The 22,311-nt window shown below is 60.8% G+C and carries 19 protein-coding genes; 10 read left to right on the plus strand and 9 right to left on the minus strand.

Annotated elements, in window-relative coordinates:
- Positions 1-8 precede the first annotated feature (8 nt).
- Positions 9-764: a CPBP family intramembrane glutamic endopeptidase gene (locus tag FFS60_RS18845; protein ID WP_137822816.1), complete on the plus strand. Its 756-nt coding sequence runs from the start codon at positions 9-11 to the stop codon at positions 762-764.
- Here FFS60_RS18845 and FFS60_RS18850 read toward each other — a convergent pair.
- Both FFS60_RS18850 and FFS60_RS18855 read right to left on the minus strand, forming a co-directional pair.
- Positions 715-1,536, minus strand: a complete 822-nt coding sequence (locus tag FFS60_RS18850) for an ABC transporter substrate-binding protein (RefSeq protein ID WP_137822817.1) — start codon at positions 1,534-1,536, stop codon at positions 715-717. The two genes, FFS60_RS18845 and FFS60_RS18850, sit on opposite strands and share 50 nt — an antisense overlap.
- Before the next feature lie 108 nt (positions 1,537-1,644).
- On the minus strand, positions 1,645-2,274 hold the full coding sequence (locus FFS60_RS18855; RefSeq protein WP_218570605.1) for a TetR/AcrR family transcriptional regulator: 630 nt from the start codon (positions 2,272-2,274) through the stop codon (positions 1,645-1,647).
- A gap of 194 nt (positions 2,275-2,468) precedes the next feature.
- Here FFS60_RS18855 and FFS60_RS18860 point away from each other — a divergent pair, with 194 nt between their 5' ends.
- The 8 genes from FFS60_RS18860 to FFS60_RS18895 all read left to right on the plus strand — a co-directional run bounded on the left by FFS60_RS18860 (position 2,469) and on the right by FFS60_RS18895 (position 13,801).
- Positions 2,469-4,256, plus strand: a complete 1,788-nt coding sequence (locus FFS60_RS18860; RefSeq protein WP_137822818.1) for an acyclic terpene utilization AtuA family protein — start codon at positions 2,469-2,471, stop codon at positions 4,254-4,256.
- Positions 4,257-4,267: 11 nt separating this feature from the next.
- Positions 4,268-5,143 (plus strand): SDR family oxidoreductase, encoded by an 876-nt coding sequence (locus FFS60_RS18865; RefSeq protein ID WP_137822819.1) that lies wholly within the window; start codon positions 4,268-4,270, stop codon positions 5,141-5,143.
- Positions 5,143-6,759 carry a geranyl-CoA carboxylase subunit beta gene (atuC, locus tag FFS60_RS18870; protein ID WP_028627837.1) on the plus strand — a complete coding sequence of 539 codons (1,617 nt, stop codon included), beginning with the start codon at positions 5,143-5,145 and terminating at the stop codon, positions 6,757-6,759. Before FFS60_RS18865 ends, atuC begins: the two co-directional genes overlap by 1 nt.
- A 23-nt stretch (positions 6,760-6,782) precedes the next feature.
- Positions 6,783-7,943 carry a citronellyl-CoA dehydrogenase gene (gene atuD / locus FFS60_RS18875; RefSeq protein ID WP_137822820.1) on the plus strand — a complete coding sequence of 387 codons (1,161 nt, stop codon included), beginning with the start codon at positions 6,783-6,785 and terminating at the stop codon, positions 7,941-7,943.
- A gap of 112 nt (positions 7,944-8,055) precedes the next feature.
- Positions 8,056-8,853, plus strand: coding sequence for an enoyl-CoA hydratase/isomerase family protein (locus FFS60_RS18880; protein ID WP_137822821.1), 798 nt, complete (start codon positions 8,056-8,058; stop codon positions 8,851-8,853).
- Positions 8,854-8,917: 64 nt separating this feature from the next.
- Entirely contained in the window at positions 8,918-10,903 is a 1,986-nt protein-coding gene (atuF, locus tag FFS60_RS18885) for a geranyl-CoA carboxylase subunit apha (RefSeq protein ID WP_137822822.1), read from the plus strand.
- 64 nt (positions 10,904-10,967) lie between these two features.
- A complete protein-coding gene (locus tag FFS60_RS18890; RefSeq protein ID WP_137822823.1) occupies positions 10,968-11,792 on the plus strand; it encodes an NAD(P)-dependent oxidoreductase in 825 nt (274 codons plus the stop codon).
- Positions 11,793-11,977: 185 nt separating this feature from the next.
- On the plus strand, positions 11,978-13,801 hold the full coding sequence (locus FFS60_RS18895; protein WP_137822824.1) for a long-chain-acyl-CoA synthetase: 1,824 nt from the start codon (positions 11,978-11,980) through the stop codon (positions 13,799-13,801).
- Between the two features lie 110 nt (positions 13,802-13,911).
- On the opposite strand, the gene FFS60_RS18900 is transcribed toward FFS60_RS18895, so the two are convergent.
- The 4 genes from FFS60_RS18900 to FFS60_RS18915 form a co-directional block, all read right to left on the minus strand.
- A complete protein-coding gene (locus FFS60_RS18900; RefSeq protein ID WP_137822825.1) occupies positions 13,912-14,427 on the minus strand; it encodes a hypothetical protein in 516 nt (171 codons plus the stop codon).
- Between the two features lie 76 nt (positions 14,428-14,503).
- Positions 14,504-15,169 (minus strand): hypothetical protein, encoded by a 666-nt coding sequence (locus FFS60_RS18905; RefSeq protein ID WP_137822826.1) that lies wholly within the window; start codon positions 15,167-15,169, stop codon positions 14,504-14,506.
- Entirely contained in the window at positions 15,166-15,756 is a 591-nt protein-coding gene (locus tag FFS60_RS18910) for an RNA polymerase sigma factor (RefSeq protein WP_137822827.1), read from the minus strand. Before FFS60_RS18910 ends, FFS60_RS18905 begins: the two co-directional genes overlap by 4 nt.
- Before the next feature lie 777 nt (positions 15,757-16,533).
- Positions 16,534-17,073, minus strand: a complete 540-nt coding sequence (locus FFS60_RS18915; protein ID WP_137822828.1) for a recombinase family protein — start codon at positions 17,071-17,073, stop codon at positions 16,534-16,536.
- A gap of 434 nt (positions 17,074-17,507) precedes the next feature.
- Between FFS60_RS18915 and FFS60_RS18920 the strand changes: the two genes are divergently transcribed.
- Positions 17,508-18,221 (plus strand): hypothetical protein, encoded by a 714-nt coding sequence (locus FFS60_RS18920; RefSeq protein WP_137822829.1) that lies wholly within the window; start codon positions 17,508-17,510, stop codon positions 18,219-18,221.
- 195 nt (positions 18,222-18,416) lie between these two features.
- On the opposite strand, the gene FFS60_RS18925 is transcribed toward FFS60_RS18920, so the two are convergent.
- The 3 genes from FFS60_RS18925 to FFS60_RS18935 all read right to left on the minus strand — a co-directional run bounded on the left by FFS60_RS18925 (position 18,417) and on the right by FFS60_RS18935 (position 22,310).
- The gene (locus tag FFS60_RS18925) at positions 18,417-19,448 is read right to left on the minus strand and encodes a hypothetical protein (RefSeq protein WP_137822830.1); all 1,032 of its coding nucleotides are present in this window, start codon (positions 19,446-19,448) and stop codon (positions 18,417-18,419) included.
- Positions 19,449-19,553: 105 nt separating this feature from the next.
- The gene (locus FFS60_RS18930) at positions 19,554-19,847 is read right to left on the minus strand and encodes a hypothetical protein (protein WP_137822831.1); all 294 of its coding nucleotides are present in this window, start codon (positions 19,845-19,847) and stop codon (positions 19,554-19,556) included.
- Between the two features lie 87 nt (positions 19,848-19,934).
- A complete protein-coding gene (locus FFS60_RS18935; RefSeq protein WP_137822832.1) occupies positions 19,935-22,310 on the minus strand; it encodes a tape measure protein in 2,376 nt (791 codons plus the stop codon).
- Position 22,311: the final 1 nt, after the last annotated feature.

A 22,311-nucleotide genomic window follows, 5' to 3' on the forward strand; every position in this document is an offset into this window, starting at 1 on the left:
GAAGCGTCATGCCGCTTCACCTGCAACTGCTGTTCCCGCTGATTGTCCTCGCGCTCGGCCAAGGACTGGGCGGCGTGCAGGTAAGCGCCCTGCTGGCGGGCGTCGCCTATGCGGGCTGGGTCCTCGCCGATCGCCAACTGCCAGCATGGATCTGGCTGCCAGTCACCCTGCTCTCCTCCGTAGCCCTGGCCGCCCACCTGGTGCCCGGCTTCAGCCCGTTGCCTCTGGGCGAACCGCAGCGCCTGAGCCCCGATGCAGCCCCCTACGCCCTGCGCCTGTCCTGGGACAAGCTGCTGGTGGGTATGACGTTACTCGCCTGGTGGCTGGGCCGCCCGACACCGCCGGCACCTTCCGCGCAGCGAGCGTGGCTCGCGATACTGGCAACCCTGCTGCTGGTACCCGCGCTGGCCATGGCAACTGGCCTGGTAGCTTGGCAACCGAAATGGCCGGCGATGCTCTGGGAATGGCTCGCAGTCAATCTGCTGGCCACGGTGCTGGCGGAGGAGCTGGTGTTTCGTGGACTGCTGCAACCGGCGCTGGTCGTCAGGCTGGGGGCTCGCAACGGCGTCCTGCTTAGCGCGGCAATTTTTGGCGCCGTCCACCTGCCCTTCAGTCCGCTGTTCGCCCTACTGGCGGCGGTAGCCGGCCTGGGATATGGCCTGGCCTTCCACTACAGCGGCCGGCTCGCGGTGGCCGTGGCGCTGCACCTCGGCGTCAATCTCTGCCATCTGCTGTTGCTGAGCTATCCGCTGCGACTGGCCTGACTACGATGCCATAGCGCCCGAAGATCTGCTGCAACTGTCCACCGGCGCGCAACCTTTCAAGCAAGGCGGAAAACTGCGCCGCCGTGATGGGGGCCCCAGGCCGCAGCAGGGCGTAATGGTGGTAGCGCTGGTCCAGCCGATCGCTGGCCAGGAAGCTGCCGGCCTGCTCCGGGTTCTGTTCCAGGTAGGCGTTGAAATAGGAACGGGTCACCAGGGCGATGTCTGCGCGCTCCTTCAGCAGCATTCTCAGATTGCTGTCGTGGGAATAGGTGAGCTTCGCGTTGAACTCGCGCTGGAGGAACTCAGGGTCGGGATTGAACCCCGCAAAACCGTAGTGATAACCGTTGTAGAGCGCCAGGCGTTTACCGGCCAGCTCGAAGAAGTAGTGCTGGCTGCGCTCCGGCTGGGCCTTGGCGACGAAGATTTCCGCATCTTCCAGCCCCATGTCGATCCGCGCCCCGGGAATGCCTTGCCAACCCCAGTCCGGATTCTCGAACACGGCCAGGTCGATCCGCCCGTCCTGGAAGTCCTTGAAGCGCCGTGGAATTGCAGTGGGGCGCACGACGAAACGGTAGTCCGCCTGCAACTCATTGAGCGCCGCGAGCATGTCCAGCAGCAAGCCACTGGCCTCGGCCGATTCCGGTTTGATTACGTAGGGTGGAAAGTGCGCGCCGGCGACCTGGACGGTCTGCGACGCCATCACGGGCGCTGAAACCAACAGAACTACGGAGTACCACAAGGCTTTCAGGGACAACCCCCTGCCAACTTCCATCTCTACCGCTGCTCCCTGCAGATACGGCCCTGCGCCGCAGAGTACGTGATTAAAGTTACAGCCACCCAGGTTCAGCCGCGCAGGCTGTGACAGAGTTCACGTTTGCCGTCAGGCGTCCTTGATCACCAGCGACAAGGCCTGCTCGGCCAGTTGGTCGAGGCTCATCGGTCCTTCCGGACGGAACCAGGTGGTGGTCCAGCTCAGGGCACCGGTGAGGAAACGCCGCAGGATGAACGGATCAGCGGTGAAGTAGCCCTCGGCCCGCGCCTCGCCCAGCACCTGCAGCCAGATCTGTTCGTAGCTGTCACGCAGTTGGAGGATGTATTCCTGGCTTTCTTCCGACAGCGAACGCCATTCGTACACCAGCACCCCCATGGCTTCGCCGGTACCGCCCATGATCGATTGCAGCTCGCAACGAATCAGCGCCAGCACCCGCTCGCGCAGGTCACTAGCGTCGGCCAGGGACGCGCGCATCAGCGCCGTGTTGTAGAGGACGGTTTCCTCCATGACCGAACGGAGGATCTCATCCTTGCTTTTGAAGTGATGGAAGATGCTGCCGGACTGGATGCCCACGGCACTCGCCAGGTCGCGCACCGTGGTGCGCTCGTAACCCTTGCTGCGGAACAGGTGGGCAGCGGTCTGCAACAGCTTGCCACGGGCGCTTTCGGGGTCGGTGATCTGGCCGCTGGCTACCAGCTCGTGCATCACCGCTTGGGCTTTTTCATCGTCAACGCTCATTGGCATCCCCGCTGCAGTCAGCCACTCCAACTTAAGAATGGTCTGCAAGTCTCTGTCTTGATTAACGAAATCTATGCTGGGCAATGCGCCCAAGCAAGCGCTCGGGCGAAAAAAGAACTGAACCGGGACTTTTCAACCAAGCGCTTGCTTGGTAGTGTTCGACCTATCACCCCACAGTGCTGCGGAATAATCCAATGACAAGAACCGTACGCATCGGCTGCGCCTCTGCCTTCTGGGGCGACACCTCCACTGCCGCCGCCCAACTGGTGCATGGCGCCACGCTGGATTACCTGGTCTTCGATTACCTGGCCGAGATCACCATGTCGATCATGGCTGGTGCTCGCCTGAAGGACCCGAATGCCGGCTTCGCCACCGACTTCGTCGAGGTCCTGGCCCCCCTGCTGCCAACAATCGCGGAGAAGAAAGTCCGCGTGATCAGTAACGCCGGCGGGGTCAACCCGGTGGCCTGCGCCAGCGCGCTGGCCGCCGCCTGCGAAAAGGCCGGTGTGTCCCTGAAGATCGCCGTGCTGCATGGCGACAACCTGCAGCCCAGGCTGGGCGAACTGGCCAAGTCCGGCATCCGCGAAATGTTCAGTGACGCACCGCTGCCGCCCATGTGCGTTTCGGTGAACGCCTACCTGGGCGCGCCCGGCATAGTGGCTGCCCTGGAACAGGGTGCCGACATCGTCATTACCGGCCGGGTGGTGGACAGCGCAGTGGTCAGTGCCGCCCTCGTTCATGAGTTCCGCTGGGCCTGGAGCGATCACGACAAGCTGGCCCAGGCCGCCCTCGCCGGTCACCTGATCGAGTGCGGTGCCCAGTGCACCGGCGGCAACTTCACCGATTGGGAGTCGGTACCGGATTACGAACACATCGGTTTCCCCATCATCGAAGTCGAGGCCGATGGCAGTTTCTGCGTGACCAAGCCGGATGGTTCCGGCGGCCTGGTCACGCCTTTCTCGGTCGGCGAGCAAATGCTCTACGAGATCGGCGACCCACGCGCCTACCTGCTCCCCGACGTGGTCTGCGACTTCACCCGGGTCACCCTGGAGCAGGCCGGCCCGAACCGTGTGCGTGTACTCGGCGCCCGCGGCCTGCCGCCGACACCGCAATACAAGGTGAGCGCCACCTACCCGGACGGTTTCCGTTGCACGGCCAGTTGCCTGCTGGCCGGCATTGATGCGGTGAAGAAGGCCGAGCGGGTCAGCCGCGCCATCATCGCCAAGACCGAGGAAATCTTCGCCGAACGCGGCTGGGGGCCCTACCGCGAGGTGAACATCGAGCTGCTGGGCAGTGAAGCCACCTACGGCCCCCATGGCCAGCGACAGGACAGCCGCGAGGTGGTGATCAAGATCGCCGTCAGTCACAGCCGCAAGGATGCCCTGGTGCTCTTCTCCCGCGAGATTGCCCAGGCTGCCACCGGCATGGCGCCGGGCCTGACCGGCATCGTTGGCGGCCGTCCCACCGTTTACCCGGTGATCCGTCTGTTCTCCTTCCTGGTGGACAAAGCCGCCTGCCACCTGGACGTGGAAATGGACGGCCAGCGCCGCCCCTGCGACCTGCCAAACCTGGAAGGCTTCGACGTCGCCGCCCTCGCCGACGACCTTCAACCGCCTGCCGCCGATGGCCTGGCCAGTGCCAGCGTGCCTCTAGTGAAACTGGCGGTGGCGCGCTCGGGCGACAAGGGCAACCACAGCAATATCGGCGTGATGGCGCGCAAGCCGGAGTACCTGCCCTGGATTGCCGAAGCCCTGACACCGGAAGCGCTGGTCGACTGGATGGGCCACGTGCTCGACCCACAGCTCGGGCGCGTCGCGCGCTGGTACCTGCCGGGCAGCCATAGCCTGAACTTCCTGCTGGAAAACGCCCTGGGTGGCGGCGGTGTCGCCAGCCTGCGCATCGACCCGCAAGGCAAGGCCTTTGCCCAGCAACTCCTGGAATTCCCGGTGCCGGTGCCCCAGGCCCTGGCCGACAGCCTCTGAGGACGCAATCCATGGCATACGATTCGGTATTCAAGCCCGGCCTGTTCAGCGACCAGACCATCATGGTCACCGGCGGCGGCAGCGGCATCGGCCGTTGCACCGCCCATGAGCTGGCGGCCCTCGGTGCCCACGTGGTGCTGGTCGGTCGCAAGCCGGAGAAGCTGGAGAAGACCGCTGGCGAGATCATCGAAGACGGCGGCAGCGCCAGTTGGCAGGCCTGCGATATTCGCGACGAAGAAGCCGTGAAGGCGATGGTCGCTACCGTGCTGGCGGAGCGCGGCGCCATTCACCACCTGGTCAACAACGCCGGCGGCCAATACCCCGCCCCACTCGCCTCGATCAGCCAGAAAGGCTTCGAGACCGTAGTGCGTACCAACCTGGTGGGCGGCTTCCTGGTAGCCCGCGAGGTGTTCAACCAGGCCATGAGCAAGGCCGGCGGCAGCATCGTCAACATGCTGGCCGACATGTGGGGTGGCATGCCCGGCATGGGCCATTCCGGCGCCGCCCGCGCCGGCATGGAGAACTTCACCAAGACCGCCTCCATCGAGTGGGGCTACGCCGGGGTGCGGGTCAACGCCGTGGCACCGGGCTGGATCGCCTCCAGCGGCATGGACACCTACGAAGGCGCCTTCAAGGCCATCATCCCCACCCTGCGCGAACACGTACCACTCAAGCGCATCGGCAGCGAATCGGAAGTGGCCGCTGCCATCGTCTTCCTGCTCTCCCCCGGCGCCGCCTTCATCAGTGGCAACACCATCCGCATCGACGGCGCCGCTAGCCAGGGCAGCCGCGCCTTCCCGCTGGCCAAGGCCAGGCCCGGCCAGAGCAAGGCCTACAACGGCTTCCACCGGGCCTATCTGCCCGACGTGCTGAAGGACCAGGAATGATGGCCGTGATCCAATCCGAACTCGACGCCCTGGGCGAAGACTTCGCCAGGAACCGCGAGGCCATGTTGGCCGCCATCGCCAGCTTCCGCGAGATCGAACAGAAGGTGCTGGACAAGGCGGCCGAGGCCAAGCCGAAGTTCGAAAAGCGCGGCCAACTCCTGCCCCGCGAGCGTCTGAACCTGCTGCTGGACCCGGGCAGCCCTTTCCTCGAACTCTGCTCCCTGGCCGGCTACAAGCTGCACGACGACAAGGACGGCACCCAAGCAGGTGGCGGCATCATCGCCGGCATCGGCTACATCGCCGGCACCCGCTGCCTGATCAGTGCCAGCAACAGCGCCATCAAGGGCGGCACCATCTCCCCCACCGGGCTCAAGAAGACGCTGCGTCTGCAGCAGATCGCCATGGAGAACAAGCTGCCGATGGTGGCCCTCACCGAAAGCGGCGGCGCCAACCTCAACTACGCGGCGGAAATCTTCGTCGAAGGTGCTCGCGGCTTCGCCAATCAGGCGCGAATCTCCGCCATGGGCATCCCCCAGGTCACGGTGGTGCATGGCTCCAGTACTGCCGGCGGCGCCTATCAGCCCGGACTGTCGGACTACGTCATCGTGGTGCGCGGCAAGGCCAAGATGTTCCTCGCCGGCCCTCCCCTGCTCAAGGCGGCTACGGGTGAAGTGGCCACAGACGAAGAACTGGGTGGCGCCGAGATGCACGCGCAAGTGGCCGGCACTGCCGAATACCTGGCGGAGAACGACGCCGATGGCCTGCGCCTGGCCCGCGACATCCTCGCCATGCTGCCCTGGAACGCCCAACTGCCAGTCCGCGCCAAGCCCGAATGGCACGAACCGCTGTACAGCACCGAGGAGCTGCTGGGCGTGGTTCCGGCCGACCCGAAGAAGCCTTACGACGTGCGCGAGATCATTGCCCGCATCGCCGATGGCTCGGAGTTCCTCGACTTCAAGAACGAGTTCGACAGCCAGACCGTCTGCGGCCACCTGCGCATCGAAGGCCGGCCCTGTGGCCTGATCGGTAACAACGGCCCGATTACGCCGCAAGGTGCGTCCAAGGCGGCGCAGTTCATCCAGTTGTGCGAACAGGCCAACGTGCCGCTGCTGTTCCTGCACAACACCACCGGTTTCATGGTCGGCACCGAATCCGAGCAGCTGGGCGTGATCAAGCACGGTTCGAAGATGATCCAGGCCGTTGCCAATGCCCGTGTACCCAAACTCACCCTGGTCGTGGGCGGTTCCTACGGAGCCGGCAACTACGCCATGTGTGGCCGGGGTCTGGACCCGCGCTTCATCTTCGCCTGGCCAAACAGCCGCACGGCCGTGATGGGCGGCGCCCAGGCCGGCAAGGTGCTGCGCATCGTCACCGAGGAGAAGCATGCCAAGGAGGGCAAGGAGCCCGACCCGAAGATGCTCGACATGCTCGAACAGATGACCGCGCAGAAGCTCGACAGCCAGTCCACCGCCCTCTACGGAACCGCCAACCTCTGGGATGACGGCCTGATCGACCCCCGTGACAGCCGACGGCTGCTGGGCTATCTGCTGGATATCTGCGCGGAGGCCGACGCCCGCCCGCTCAAGGCCAACAGCTTCGGCGTGGCCCGGTTCTGATGATTCGATAAGGAGAACAACACATGATCTTCACCCAGGAACACGAAGAACTCCGCCGCACGGTGCGCAATTTCGTCGACAGGGAGATCAACCCCCACGTCGACCAGTGGGAGAAAGAAGGCCGCTTCCCCATCCACGACATTTTCAGGAAGGCCGGCGAGCTGGGCCTGCTGGGCATTTCCAAGCAGGAAAAATTCGGTGGCATGGGCCTGGACTACAGCTACTCGATCGTCGCAGCCGAAGAGTTCGGCACCATCCATTGCGGTGGCATTCCCATGTCCATCGGCGTGCAGACCGACATGTGCACGCCGGCCCTGGCCCGTTTCGGCTCCGATGAGCTGCGCGAGGAGTTCCTGCGCCCGGCCATCACCGGTGAAATGGTCGGCTGCATCGGGGTCTCTGAAGTAGGCGCCGGCTCAGACGTGGCGGGCATGAAGACCACCGCCCGCAAGGACGGCGACGACTACGTGATCAACGGCAGCAAGATGTGGATCACCAACTCCCCCAGCGCCGACTTCATCTGCCTGCTGGCCAACACCTCGGACGACAAGCCCCACGTCAACAAGTCGCTGATCATGGTGCCGATGAACACCCCCGGCATCACCCTCAGCGCCCATCTGGACAAACTCGGCATGCGCAGCTCCGAGACCGCCCAGGTGTTCTTCGACAACGTCCGCGTGCCGCAGCGCTACCGCATCGGCCACGAGGGCGCCGGCTTCATGATGCAGATGCTGCAGTTCCAGGAAGAACGCATGTTCGGCGCGGCCAACATGATCAAGGGCCTGGAGCACTGCGTGGACGTCACCATCGACTACTGCAAGGAGCGCAAGACCTTCGGCAATCCGCTGATCGACAACCAGGTGATCCACTTCCGCCTGGCCGAGCTGATGACCGAGATCGAAGCCCTGCGCGCGCTGGTCTACCAGGCCGTGGAACTCTACGTCAGCGGCAAGGACGTCACCCGTCTCGCCTCCATGGCCAAGCTCAAGGCCGGCCGCCTCGGCCGCGAAGTCACCGACGCCTGCCTGCAGTACTGGGGCGGCATGGGCTTCATGTGGGACAACCACGTCTCCCGCGCCTACCGCGATACGCGACTGGTTTCCATCGGCGGCGGCGCCGACGAAATCATGCTCGGCATCATCTGCAAACTGATGGGCATTCTGCCCGGCAAGAAAAAGGGCTGAAGGCCTGCAGGATGGGTGGAGGCGCGTCGCGCCGATACCCATCGCCCCATGATGGGTATCGCTCCGCTCCACCCATCCTACAGCCCACGGACGAACCAACGAGGACAGCGGCATGAGTGGATTGCCGAACTGCGAAACCCTGCTGCTGGAACAGGCCGGTGGCGTGCTGCATGTCACCCTGAACCGGCCGGACAGCCGCAACGCCATGAGCCTGGCCATGGTCGAGGAACTGCGCGAGGTGCTGGCCGCCACGCGCAATGACGCCAATGTGCGTGCCTTGGTGCTGCGCGGTGCCGGTGGCCACTTCTGCGCCGGGGGCGACATCAAGGACATGGCCAGCGCGCGGGCGACCGGCAGTACCGCCTACCAGGCGTTGAACCGCGCCTTCGGCCGCCTGCTGGAGGAAGCCCAGGCACAACCCCAGGTGGTGATTGCGGTGTTGGAAGGCGCAGTGCTCGGTGGTGGATTCGGCCTGGCCTGCGTCTCGGATATCGCCATTGCCCTGCAAGGCGCCCAGTTCGGCCTGCCGGAAACCAGCCTCGGCGTGTTGCCGGCACAGATCGCACCGTTCGTGGTCAAGCGCATCGGCCTGACCCAAACCCGCCGTCTGGCCCTGACCGCCGCGCGATTTGACGGCTCCGAAGCCCTGCGCCTGGGCCTGGTGCACTTCGCCGAGGCCGATAGCGCCGCCCTGGAGCAGCGCCTGACTGAAAGCCTCGAGCAGGTTCGCCGCTGCGCCCCTGGCGCCAACGCCCGGACCAAGGCCCTGTTGCTGGCCACCGAAAGCGAGCCTATTGGCCCGCTGCTGGACAGCGCAGCAGAGCAGTTCGCCCTGGCCGTCACCGGCGCCGAAGGCACCGAGGGCACCCTGGCCTTCGTGCAAAAACGCAAACCCAGCTGGGCCGAGTAACCAGCGCCCATACCGAACAGCCCCCTCTTCCTTCGGGAAAGGGTTGGGGAGAGGGAAACAGTCCATGCCCAGCTTCAACAAGATCCTGATCGCCAACCGCGGCGAGATTGCCTGCAGAGTGATGCGCACCGCCCAAGCGCTCGGCTACCGCACGATCGCGGTCTACAGCGAGGCCGACGCTGATGCGCGCCATGTGCAGCTGGCGGACGAAGCGGTTTGCATTGGCCCGGCGCCGGTCGGTCAGTCGTACCTGTCGATCAACGCCATCATCGGTGCCGCACAGAAGACCGACGCCGACGCCATTCACCCCGGCTATGGCTTCCTCTCCGAAAACGCCGACTTCGCCCGTGCCTGCGAAGCTGCCGGTATCAGCTTCATCGGCCCGACGGTGGAAGCCATCCACCTGATGGGCAGCAAGCGCCTCTCCAAACTGGCCATGCTGGAGGCCGGCGTGCCCTGCATTCCCGGCTACGAAGGCGCCGAACAGGACGACAGCACCCTGGCACGCGAGGCCGAGCGCATCGGCTATCCGCTGATGATCAAGGCCAGCGCCGGTGGCGGCGGACGCGGCATGCGCCTGGTGAAGGGCCCTGGAGAACTGGCCACACAACTTCGTACCGCCCGCTCGGAGGCACAGAACGCCTTCGGCAGCGCCGAGCTGATTCTGGAGAAGGCCGTCCTGCAGCCTCGCCACGTGGAAATCCAGGTGTTCGGTGACCAGCAGGGCAACCTGGTCTATCTCGGCGAACGCGATTGCTCCGTGCAGCGCCGCCACCAGAAAGTCATCGAAGAAGCCCCCTGCCCGGTCATGACCCCCGAGTTGCGCCAGGCGATGGGCAAGGCTGCCGTCGAAGCCGCCCGCACCGTCAATTACGTCGGCGCGGGTACGGTGGAGTTCCTGCTGGATGCCAGCGGCGACTTCTACTTCCTGGAAATGAACACCCGCCTGCAGGTGGAGCACCCGGTCACCGAGCTGATCACCGGCCAGGACCTGGTCGCCTGGCAGATCCGCGTCGCCGAAGGCCAGCCGTTGCCACTGCAGCAGGATGAAATCCGCCTGGACGGCCACGCCATCGAGGTTCGTCTCTATGCCGAGGACCCCGCTGCTGGCTTCTTGCCCCAGACCGGCAATGTGCTGCGGTGGGAGCCGGCGGAGCTTCCCGGCATTCGCATCGATCACGGGCTGGAGGAAGGCCAGGCCGTTACGCCGTTCTACGACCCCATGCTGGCCAAGGTCGTCGCCTGGGGAGCCACCCGCGATGAAGCCCGACGCAAACTGGCGCGGGCGGTGGAGGACTGCGTATTGCTGGGGGTCAAGGCTAACCAGCGTTTCCTTGCCAACCTGCTCAAGCACCCAAGCTTTGCCGCCGGTAACGCCACCACGGCCTTCATCGGCGAAGAATTCAGCAACGATGCCAGCCTGAGCAGCCAACCCGCCTCGCCGGGCGAACTCGCCATCGCCGCTGCCCTGCTCTACCAAGCCTCGGCATCGGCCAGCGCCCACCAGGGCGGGCTGGCAGGCTGGCGCAGCTCCGGCAACGCACCCTGGCGCCTGGTGCTGCGTCACGGCGAGCAGAAGCACGAAGTGGAGCTGTCGGTACAGGAGTCCGGCGTGCAGCCACAACTGCTGGCCAACGTGGGCGAGGCTGAAATCGCCATCCGTCTGCTGCGAACCGATGGCCGCTGGGCGGTGGTGGAACTGGACGGTATCCGCCGCCGTGTTGCCTACCATCAACAGGCACAGCAACTCTGGCTCTTCGGCCACAACGGCAACCTGGAACTTCAGGACATCACCCACGAGCCGGCCGGTGGCCAGTCTGGTGCCGGCTCGGGCATGGTCAAGGCACCGATGGACGGCGCCATCGTCGAGGTGCTGGTGACCGAAGGCGAACGGGTCAGCAAGGGCCAGCTGTTGGTCGTCCTGGAAGCCATGAAGATGGAGCACCCGCTGAAAGCCGGCGTGGACGGGGTGATCCGCCGTGTCCAGGTCACCCGCGGCGATCAGGTCAAGAGCCGTCAGTTGCTGGTGGAAGTCGAAGAGGCCCTGTAAGGGCAAGTTCATTCGCCAAGGGCCGCATCGCGGCCCCATGACAACAAAAACCAGGAGCACTGCAATGTCACTGTCCGGCAAAACCCTGTTCATCACTGGCGCCAGCCGCGGTATAGGCCGCGAGATCGCGCTGCGCGCCGCCGTCGACGGCGCGAATATCGTCATCGCCTCCAAGAGCGCGGAAGCCCACCCCAAGCTCGCGGGTACCATCTTCAGCGTGGCAGATGAAGTGGAAGCCGCCGGCGGCAAAGCCCTGCCCCTGCAACTGGACGTGCGCGACGAGAACGCAGTGCGTGAGGCCATGGCCAAGGCCGCCGAGCACTTCGGTGGCATCGATGCCCTGGTCAACAACGCCGGGGCCATCCGCCTCACCGGCGTCGAGCATCTGGAACCCAAACGCTTCGACCTGATGTATCAGATCAACACCCGCGCGGTGATGGTCTGCAGCCAGGCCGCCCTGCCCTACCTGAAGCAAAGCGCCAGCGGCCACATTCTCAACCTTTCGCCGCCGCTCAACCTGGCACCAAGGTGGTTCGCCCAGCACGGCCCCTACACCATCACCAAGTACGGCATGAGCATGCTCAGCATCGGCATGAGCGATGAGTTCAAGAAGTACGGCATCAGCGTCAACTCGCTATGGCCCAGAACCATCATCGCCACCGCCGCCATCGAGTTCGAGCTGGGTGGCCGTGACGCCTTCAAGCGCGCCCGCACCCCCGCCATCATGGCAGACGCAGCCCACGCCATCCTCTCCAGCACCGACCGCAGCATTACCGGCCGCCTGCTGATCGACGAAGAGCTGCTGCGCGAACAGGGCCAGACCGAGTTCGAGCAATACCGCTACGACCCGCAAGGCGGCTCGCTGGTGCCGGACCTGTTCCTGGATTGAGAACACCCCCGGTTGGCGAAACACACCTGTGGGGGCGGATTCATTCGACCCCACAGAGATCTCTCCCCCTCCGCTGATTTGCCCATCTGCCTTCATCCCGCCGCGCCAGGGTCATGGTGGGGTTTGGCCGCCCGTTCTAGAGTCGGGAAAACGCCTGCGTACACCAACGACAACACGCGAGAATCATGAGCCAAGCCGAACTGATCTCCCCGCTGGGTTTCATCGCCCGCCTGCCGGCCAACCTGCCACGCCTGCCGCGCATGCTGCTGGGCCTCTACTACACCGGCATCCGTAACCGCGAGAAGGCGCTTTCCCTGGGCTGGGCCCTGGAGCGCGCAGCACGGTTGTATCCGCAGCGTCCGGCGGTAATCGACGAGCAGCGACGGCTCAGCTATGCCGAGTTCAATGCCTGGAGCAACCGCCTGGCCTATGCCCTGAAGGCCGAAGGTGTAGCCCATGGCAGCGTGGTGGCGGTAATGCTGGAGAACCGCATCGAAGTGCTGGCGGTGCTCGGGGCCCTGACCAAACTGGGGGCCATCGCCGCGATGGTGAACACCACCCAGCGTGGCAAGGTGCTGAGCCACAGCCTCACGCTGGTGAAGGCCCGGCATTTCGTAGTGGGCGAGGAGCTGCGTGGCGCCTTCGACGACGTTCGCGACGAGCTGGACGATGCCCGTCGCTGCTACTGGGTAGCCGACAGTGACAGCCTGACCGAACCCGGCGACGCTCCGCCTGGCTGGCAGAACCTGATGCGCCTTGCCCTGGGCCAGTCCAGCGACAACCCGGCGGAAACCGGCCAGGTGCGCCTCAAGGACGCCTGCTTCTACATTTACACCTCGGGCACCACCGGCATGCCCAAGGCCTCCATCCTCAGCCACGGCAAGTGGATCAAGGCCTACGGTGGCTTCGGTCACTCGGGCCTTGGCCTTGGTGAGAACGACGTTTTCTACCTGACGCTACCCTGCTACCACAACAACGCAGTCACCGTGAGTTGGGCCTCAGTGCTGGCCGGTGGCGCCGCCATCGCCCTACGCAGGAAGTTCTCCGCGAGCAATTTCTGGAAGGATGTGGCGCGCTACCAGGCCACCTGCTTCGGCTATATCGGCGAACTGTGCCGCTACCTGTTGAACCAGCCACCCTGCCCCGAGGAGCAGGGCAACAGCCTTTCCTGCATGATCGGCAATGGCCTGCGCCCATCGATCTGGGCCGAGTTCAAGGCGCGCTTCGGCATCGAGCGCGTAATGGAGTTCTACGCCTCCAGCGAAGGCAACATTGGTTTCACCAATGTGTTCAATTTCGACAATACGGTTGGCTTTTCCCCGGCGACCTTCGCCATCGTCCGCTACGACCTGGAAAACGACCGCCCCCTGCGCGACCGCCGAGGCTTCCTCCAGGAAGTAGCCAAGGGCGAGTCGGGCCTGCTGATCAGCGAGATCAGCCCGAAATGGCCGTTCGACGGCTACACCGACCCCGCCAAGAGCGAGGCGGTAATCCTGCGTGACGTGTTCAAGAAAGGCGATGCCTGGTTCAACACCGGCGACCTGATGCGCGGCATTGGCTGCAAGCACGCGCAATTCGTCGATCGCCTCGGCGATACCTTCCGCTGGAAAGGCGAGAACGTCTCGACCACCGAGGTGGAGAACGCACTGGGTGCCTTCCCCGGCGTGGAGGATGCTGTGGTCTATGGCGTGGAAATCCCCGGCACCAACGGACGCTGTGGCATGGCCGCGCTGCGCCTGGCCAGCGGCGCGCAGCTGGATGGCCAGGCCCTGGCCAAGCACCTGGACCGCGAGCTGCCGGCCTATGCCTCGCCGCTGTTCGTGCGCCTACTGGATGAGGTAGAGACCACGGGCACCTTCAAGTACAAGAAGACCGACCTGAAGAAGCAGGCATACGACCCGGAAGCGGTGAACGCCCCCCTCTTCGCGCGCCTGCCTGGCGACTCGGGATTCCGCCCGCTGGACGGCAGCTTGTACGAGGCCATTCAGCGTGGGGAGTATCGGTTCTGAAGTGGGTGCTGGGCGCTTGCACGGTGGCGGGAACGAATAGACCCCGCATGGGTATCGCTTCACTCAACCCGTCGTGTGGCCGTGCACACTGCCCGGCTTGCAAGCCCGCTCTAGCGCTTGAATTCGAACTGCAGTTCGGCGCCTTCCACGGAACGCCAGTAGTCGTCTTCCCGTTCGTTGGTGATCAGTTTGCCGTTGAGCTGGAACGGACTTTCCGGGGTGGGCTTCTCCACGAACATCTGCGGTAACAGCGGCTGTTCCGACAGAGCGTCGGTCACATCGCCCGGCTCCAACTGATCAACCAGATCCCTGGGCAGACTGAGATCGAGCTTGGCCTTGGGCAGCGGTGCCGCGGCAGTCGCGGCTTCTTGCGGCTTCTTGGGTTGTGCCGGCACGGGAGGCGGCGGCACGGGTTTCGGGGTCGGTACCGGCGGTGGCGGAACAGGCTTTTGCAGAGGTGCAGGCATGACCGGCGCAGCCGGCTCCGGAGTCGAGGGCGTCGACTCCGGGCTGGCAGAGATGGGCGGCGGCGCGGGAGGCGCCTTGGGCTGCGACGGCGCGTCCTTGTCGCACGCCGTGAGCAACGTCAGTGCCAGAGCGGCACAAAGCAGATGAATGGAACGCATGGAGGCTCTAGCAGAGGCAGTGATGGCGCCATGCTCCACCTTCGCCCCTACGCTGGCAAGCCTGGCGCGACCAATATCAGCGGTCACGCTCCAGCTCTCGCAGTTCGGCGGCGATGTCCCGTTGTGGATAGCGAATCTGCAGCTCATCCAGCAGTTTGTGCGCCTCCTCGCGTTTGCCTGCTGCATTGAGTTCCAGCACACGACGCAGACTCGCTTCCGGTTCGGGGAGCGGCGCGGCCTTTGCCAGTTCCTCTTTGGGGGCGGACTCATCCAGATGCCTAGGTTCTACCTGACGCGCCTCGACCTCGGCGCTGCTGTCCGCCATGGCAGAGGCTTTCTTTTCCGCCTGTGGAGGACTGGCCAGGGTGGCCGGTGCCGCCCGGGACATCGGCGCTGCCGCCGGAGCCGGCGTGGAATACGGCGCGGCAGCGGCAGGGGGCGCATCGAATCGCTGCTCAGCCTCATCCTGGGTGCGCAAGGTCAGGCTCAAACCAATGCCCAGTGTCGCGAAACCGGCCAGGGCGACCGCCCAGCGTTGCCGGCCTCCGGCACCGAACAACCAGCCGTGCAAGCGCTCACCAAAGGATGGGAGGGGCTCTGGCCGATTCTGCGCCGCCTGGGCGGCTGCCGCCGCGAGGATGCGCTGGTCCAGTGCCGCCGAGGGTTCGTCGTGGCTGTGGCAGCGGTAGTGTTCGAGCAGTTCCCGTTCCATGGCGTCCGGCTTGTGCGGGTCTTGGTTCATGCGGATACCTCCTCGGCCGCGGCCGGGTCGGCCAGCAGCCGACGCAACTTCTGCAGGGCGTAGCGCAGACGGCTCTTTACCGTCTCGGCCGACGTGCGGGTGAGTTCGGCGATCTCGGTCAGCTCGAGGTCACCATGGGCGCGCAGCAGGAACACCTCGCGCTGCTCGCCCGGCAGTTCGTCCAGGGCCGCGCGCAGACGCTGCTGGTCCTGGCTGAGGGAAAGCTCCCGCTCCGGATCAGGACTGCTGCCCGGCAAGGCGTCGCCGTGCAGGGCTTCGTCGAAGGCTTCCTCGCGGCCCTGCAAACGGCCGTGTTTGCGCCAATGATCGATCAGACGATTGCGGGCGATCTGGTAGAGCCAGGTCTTGAAACTGGCCTGGCCACGCTGCTCGGACTCGCTGCGGATCAGGTTCAGCCAGGTTTCCTGGAAGATCTCCTCGGCCAGGGCACCATCGCCGCAAAGCCCGCAGAGAAAACGGTAGAGACCGAGGCGATGGCGGGCATAGAGCACACCAAAGGCCTCGGCATCGCCGTTACGGTAACGCCGCAACAAGGCGGCGTCGTCATCCGTGAGAGTCGCGTTCACGTCATTCCTTCCGCGCGTGGGATGGGGCAGGAGTTTGCAACCAAAAGTCTCCTCTAGTCCCACCAGTCATTTTTCACCTCTGAGAAGGGCTTTCCCGGTAGACGAAGGAGGATAGCGAAACGGGTTACACCGGCAGAAAAATCCGCATTGGCACCGTCAAATCAGCAATGGCACACTGAAATCACTACACCATCGAGGGACCGAAATGGCACTAATCAAATGTCTGGAATGCAACCGGGAAGTCAGTTCATTCGCCACCGTATGCCCAAGCTGTGGGGCACCTGTGCTCGTCGAGCAAACCGCATCTAATGGGAACTGGACTGCTGCCAGCGGACAGGAAGCGTGGGGCACGATTCCCGCGAATGTCCACGCGGACAAAGTGACGAAAGAGAAAGACGAAAGAACCCACGCCAGATTGAACCTTGTCTTTGCACTACTGATCGCAGGCGGAATCGTATACGTCGGACACACTTACAGGGCTGAGATTGAAAATTTCATAGGGGAAATTAGAAAAGAACTGTCTGGCAACTGAACCCCAGCCGGGAGACGTTTTTCCCGGCAAATCCCCTGCCCCCCCGCCAGAAAAACGGCCCTCTCTCCTAGGGGCTTATCACACCGCAAAGGGGGTGAGCTGGCGTTTAGCTTTTTTCAAATATCGACGGCTTCCCGGCAGGCCACCAAGGAAGCTCCTACAGCGACGTTCTGTCGAAGGGCTACACGACACGCACAATGTACAAAGCCGCCCGTAGGCGGCTTGTGTGGGGCAGCTAGAAGGAATTACGCCTTCATTGCACGCTGTACTGTGGACAGGCTTACACCGAGTTGTTCAGCAGCTTTACGGAACGACAGGCCACCAGCGATAGCCGCCCGGATTGCATCATCGTCCACCATCTTAGTCCGGCCCTTGTACACGCCAGCTTCCTTGGCCTTGGCGATGCCTTCCCGCTGACGTTCACGAATCATTGAGCGTTCGAACTCAGCAAAGCTCCCCATCATCGACAGCATCAGCTTTTGCATGGGGCTGTTTTCCCCGGTGAACTCAAGCTGTTCTTTATGGAAGCGGATGTGGATGCCCTTGGCGTTCAGGGACTCCACCAGCGACAGCAGATCGGCCAGCGAGCGAGCTAGGCGGTCAATGCTGTGTACGTGGATAGTGTCCCCTTCCCTGACGAACTCAAGCATGGCCTGTAGCTGGGGGCGGATTACATCCTTCCCGGATGCCTTGTCCGTAAACACCTTGTCCAGCACTACACCATCAAGTTGACGCTCTGTGTTCTGGTCAACCGAGCTAACGCGAACATATCCAACCTGTGCCATTTCTCCGCCCTCTGTATTCATTTACTTCTAGATGTTGCGAGTATGTCTGTATTCATTACAAAAAGCAACTCTATTGAATACGAAATTCCGGGGCTGGCTGTATTCAGGGATTCGTAGTCGCTGGGGTACACGCTATTGAATACGTAAAAGGCTGCCCGCAGCTTGCCGGGGCTGGCCGTGGCCACGGCTATATACATCAATAGCCTGTAACTATCGATTAATAGCCATCCATAGCCATCACAGCATTGCACAACAGGCGCCGGAATTTCACTTTTCAATGCGTTCTGTGCAAACACGTGACAGGGAATCGAATTAGCTTAACCATCCGCTGGCTATGGCCTGTGAATGCTGGGCTGTGTACTAGCTCCCGGCTACTATGGCGAATGCTTACAGGGACATTAGAGACCTGATCTACGACTGATAAGGGATAGGGAATGAATAGGATATTAACTTGGCTGCTAGGCGGTATTACGGCATTAATCGTAACAACAGCAATAGCCATTTATCCGTGGTGGAAAACGTTTCATGACAGCCCGTTAAGTGGTGATCCGGCTGACTGGGGGGTGTTTGGCGACTACATCGGTGGCACGCTGGCCACTGTTCTTGCGGCTCTTAGCTTCCTCGGCCTGATGATTAGTGTGATTCAGCAAAACCAAGCCATGCGGAAGGAATGGCAACTACGGGACGATGAGAATTACGCCAAACAAGCTGTTGTTTGCTTAGAGCGAGCGTTTGCAAAAGTAAACCCTCCCAAAGAAAACCGTATCCCTATAAGGAATAGGCTGCTATGGCTAGAGTGCGCGAGGACGTTACTATCAGCGGATGAGCTAGCAGACAGGATTAAATCTGATGGCTTCAAAGCCTTCTATGCCAGCGAGAGGGAACATTGGCGAGGAAAATTCAGAGACTTATTTGAACCAGATGGATTGTTTGAAGATTCACAATCCCCCAAATACTACCGTGGCTTAGGGGAAGAACAGCTAGACAGCGATTCGGTTTACGTGATTTACAAGTTCATGACTTGGCAAGATGACCAACCCGACATTCTCGACATGGTGGAAGAGAACTGGGACTTGGACAAGGTCAGCACGCGTTACGTTGGGGCACGGGCCTATCTCAACGAGTTTAAGAAATTCCACAAACATTAACCCCAACTCAAGGCTGGGGCTATGTTTACGCAGCTTGTAACGGGCTGGCGATGGCCATCGCTATGTAATCGAGTAGAACCACGCCACAGAATGTACACATTGCAAATACGCTGGAAGCCCCGCCATTACTGGCGTTGAGGGTTGTATTTGGGAAGTTCTGTGATGGAGATTTCTACTACACCCTTCGCGTTTTTTTCACAGAGGCATGTATAGCTTGAGCAAGTCGCGTACATGGTCCAGGTCGGCCTGTTGTCCGTGCATTACCTTCCAGCCGTACAGGGCCACTTTATCAATGACTTTCTGAGGCACGATTTCAACCGAAGAAAGGAAATTCGCCGCTGTTCGTTCCTGCAATTGCTCCAGCAAGGGGACCAACTCCGCAATTCCATCAGGGCGGAATTCAGCATGACGCTGTAACTCATGAATCAGTACGCCGAATTGATCCTTGCCACCGGAAGTAATTACAAACGCTTCTTTCCCGGCCAACTGTGCTTGTAGCTGCCCAAGCTTTACAGTGCTGCAATCATGTAATTCATCGAGTGTCATGCCCAATTCATCTAGAAATAGCTCAAGATGGGAAATTCGTTTAATACGCTGGGCGGGCTGTACCTTCGCCTTTTTAGCGAACTCCACCACAACATCCTCCCCCAGATAACAAACAATCCGGCGAATGATGGTCTTGCGGGATTCATCCTCAGAAACGAAATTGGCGGGGGATGTGTGGGCACGATGGATGCACTTGCCGTAACCGAAATATTGATTACCGTGTTGCTTATTAGGAAGCTCCGGGCAGACAAACAGGTTTTCCGCAAACAGAACTCCTATGTAATCGCCATCGGCAGGCTTTACCGGATGAACGTGTGCCATTGCATACAGGCGGCTATCCTCGCCATATCCGTTAGCACGTAAGTAGTATTTATAAACATCGTACAAGGCCAGCAGACTTTCTACTGTGTGACCTTTGACGATTTCTAACCGCCCTGCCCGTTGGGCTTCCCCTGCCATCCAATAGGCAAAGGCACTTGTCATAAAACGTTCCAATCTAGACGCATCCAAGGCTTTACGCTTATCAGCGGTACTACGGGCAGTTTTGCACGCCTCTTGGCAATACGTCTGCCATGCAGTGGCTGGGCGGAATGTTTTACGACAAGCCTTACACTTTTTTGTTGTGTTTAATTTCTTACGTGGCTTAGCCGTTGTTTGTTTCTTTTTCTGTAGCCCCGACACGGTTGGCTCCTTTATCTTGATAATTCATGCGGCAAGTGCCCGAACAGAACGGGCGATTTTTGGTTACGTAAAACAGCGTTCCGCAAGTGCGGCAGGTGCAAAGTTTCATTTTTGTTCCTCAATTTGTTTATGGAGTTGGGCACGCCTAATGGACATTTCAATTCTGCGGTCAACTTCTTCCAAAATACGACCTTCATGGGCCACTAGCTGACTTTCAAGCTTTATAACGTTTGCCATACGGTTATGCTGTCTTTCGTCATACTGCGCCAACAACACTTCAACGGCCCTGTATGTGTCGTGGCTCTGCTCACTGAATGCCCACTTTGCCGTTTGCAATACAATCAAATTTGGGCAAAGCACTAACGCCGCCCACAATGCGGTTATTTTCAAATAGTTCATTTTTAATCCGGGGGAATGTTAGGGAAAGGAATACTAGACGTATCCCATCCCTTGGTTATTTACGATATGCTGACGGCCCGAAGGCCGTTATTCAACTTCTGGATTCCACGTTGCCAATCCTTGGAATTGACGCTGGAGAATACCGACAGTTTGTTTTTCAAATGCCTTAGCCAATTGGTCGGGGTTATCTGCATTCCCCTGAACCGTAACGTGTACACCGCCTAAATGGATGTTCTGAGTGGTGTTGTTCGTTGTTGGAGCTGGCGGAAGCAATGGCGTTGGTTGAGGCTGAATAGAGTACTGTAGCCACGTTGGAAGCTCTGCATTCGGCATGGGCTTAGACAGGGACTCAATACGCTGCATAAACTTCTTTGACAGCAAGTCTTTTTCTGTCTCTTCCATTTTCTGGATAACGAGATTACCGCCGAACATTTCCTGTGCCCATTCAGAGCGGCCCAAACGTTCCGCTAATGATGTACCGGGATTGGCTTTCGCCGCTTCTACGTGATTATTCACCAGATTAGCGGGAGACTCTTTAAACGCGTCCAGCGTCATTTTGAATCCGATTTCCCACTTACCTTCGGCAATCAAGTGGAGTCCTTCTAGAATCTTATTTACAGCGTTTAGGCTGTCTTGAAGATTCTTGGCCATCGTGTCGAAAACTCCGGCCTTTTCCATTTCGGTGAAGATCAGTTTCCAGCCGTTGGCAATATCTCCAACTAGGACGCCCAAATTACGCGCCAACGTGACTACTTCTGTCAGGATACCGCGTAGGCGTTCGGCATCTTCTGGCGATAGGAAATCGCTAAAGGCATTTTCCTTGCCGTTGAAATACGCCAGTAGCTCAGCGACGACGTTAACTGTCCCGTCCATACTGTCCAGCAACTTCGCACCAGCGGACCCCATCCGTTCAATAAACGGCGTGGCCTGCTTAATCAGCTCCAACATGCTCTTGTCAAGGCGTGTACGGGATTTGGCTAGCTCACCATCGTTATACTTGTACGCCTTCTCATAGGCCGCGTTTAACGCGTTTGTACGGCGATTCAGGAAGCTTTCATGACTATTACGGGCAGTGTCTAGTTTCCCGCCCCGATTCGCTTCTTTCTCAAGGCGTTTACCAAGAGCGTCCAAGAATTTCAGAAGTACATCGCCCTTGATTAACCCGTCTTCCATATCCTTACTGAGCTTGGCGGCGGCCTTCTGGCCCGACAGCTTCCCGCCGATGGCGTCTTGATATGCGAGCGCACCTAAACGGTTTGCACCGGGCAGGGATTCGGCAATCTGGGAACGCCATTCCTCGGCATACAATTGTCCCTTGCTGAGCGTCTGGCCAACGGCCCGCAGGATCAGGTTTTGGCTGTCCGTGGACACGTTATTACCCTTGGCGAACTTCAACAGGCCACCAAGAAAGTCTTGGCTCTTGTCGGCAGTCATACCGGCGTCTGTCATGTTCTGGAGACTGCTGGTGTAGCTCGGGCTAAGTTCCTGAGCGTTCATCCCAAGGAAGTCAGCTAGGCCCAGGAATCGGGAATCAGCCGCTTCAATCTTCGCCTTGTCGTTGTTAAAAATGGCGTTGTATTGGCTTTGACGGGCAGCGCCCTTTCCACCGGCTTCAACAGCCTTGTCTGTGAAACTTTTTAAACCGATTACGGCGGCCCCGAAGGCTGCTGCTAATCCCAATGCGGCCCCTTGTGCAGCGCTAAATCCCGACAGCATTCCGCCAATACCGGCCCCAATACCGCCACCAGCCCCAGCATGGCCAAATACGCCTAACCGTGTGGCGAGCGGCTGTAACTTGTGTTGAATACGTCTGTTACCACGTTCAAGGGCTTGTTCGGCCCGTAGGGCAGCTACACGGGCACGGCTGGCCGCTGCATGAGCTTGATGTTGGCGTGTCTGGAACTTCTGCGCTTCCTGAGCAATACGTAGACGTTGGGCTTCGGCCTGTAGGCTGAACCGCTGCTGTTGCTGGGAATTACGTTGCTCTTGAGCAAGGGCTTTATTGTGGGCCAATTGGGCACGGTGTAGGCGTTCCTGCAATTTGACTTGTAGTTCGTCCAGCTTTAACGACTGGCCCGACATACGCTGATTTTGGGCCGTTACTTTGGCACTCGCTAGCGCCGCTTTATGCTGGCGTTCGGCGGCTTTCGCCTGAGCTTCTGTTAACTTCGCGTGTAGGGCATCTATCTTTAAGGCGGTTTGCTGCTGTACGGCTTGGAGGCGGCTTTGTTGAAGAAGGGATTGGAATTGCTCCCGCGTAAGCTTCTGCTGTTGGGCAATCTGCTGGCGCATATTTAACTTGGGGGCAATTCCTAATTTCTTCTCCAATTCTTTAGCTTGCTGGCCTAGGGCGAGCATTCTTTGCTGTACTTGGTTAAGCAACACTTGGAAGCGTTGTAATCCAGACTGTTCTACCCGGAATGCTAACGTACCGTATAACCGACTAATTTCCTTTTCTAACATT

The sequence above is a fragment of the Pseudomonas sp. D(2018) genome (genome assembly GCF_005502555.1).
Classification (GTDB): domain Bacteria; phylum Pseudomonadota; class Gammaproteobacteria; order Pseudomonadales; family Pseudomonadaceae; genus Metapseudomonas; species Metapseudomonas resinovorans.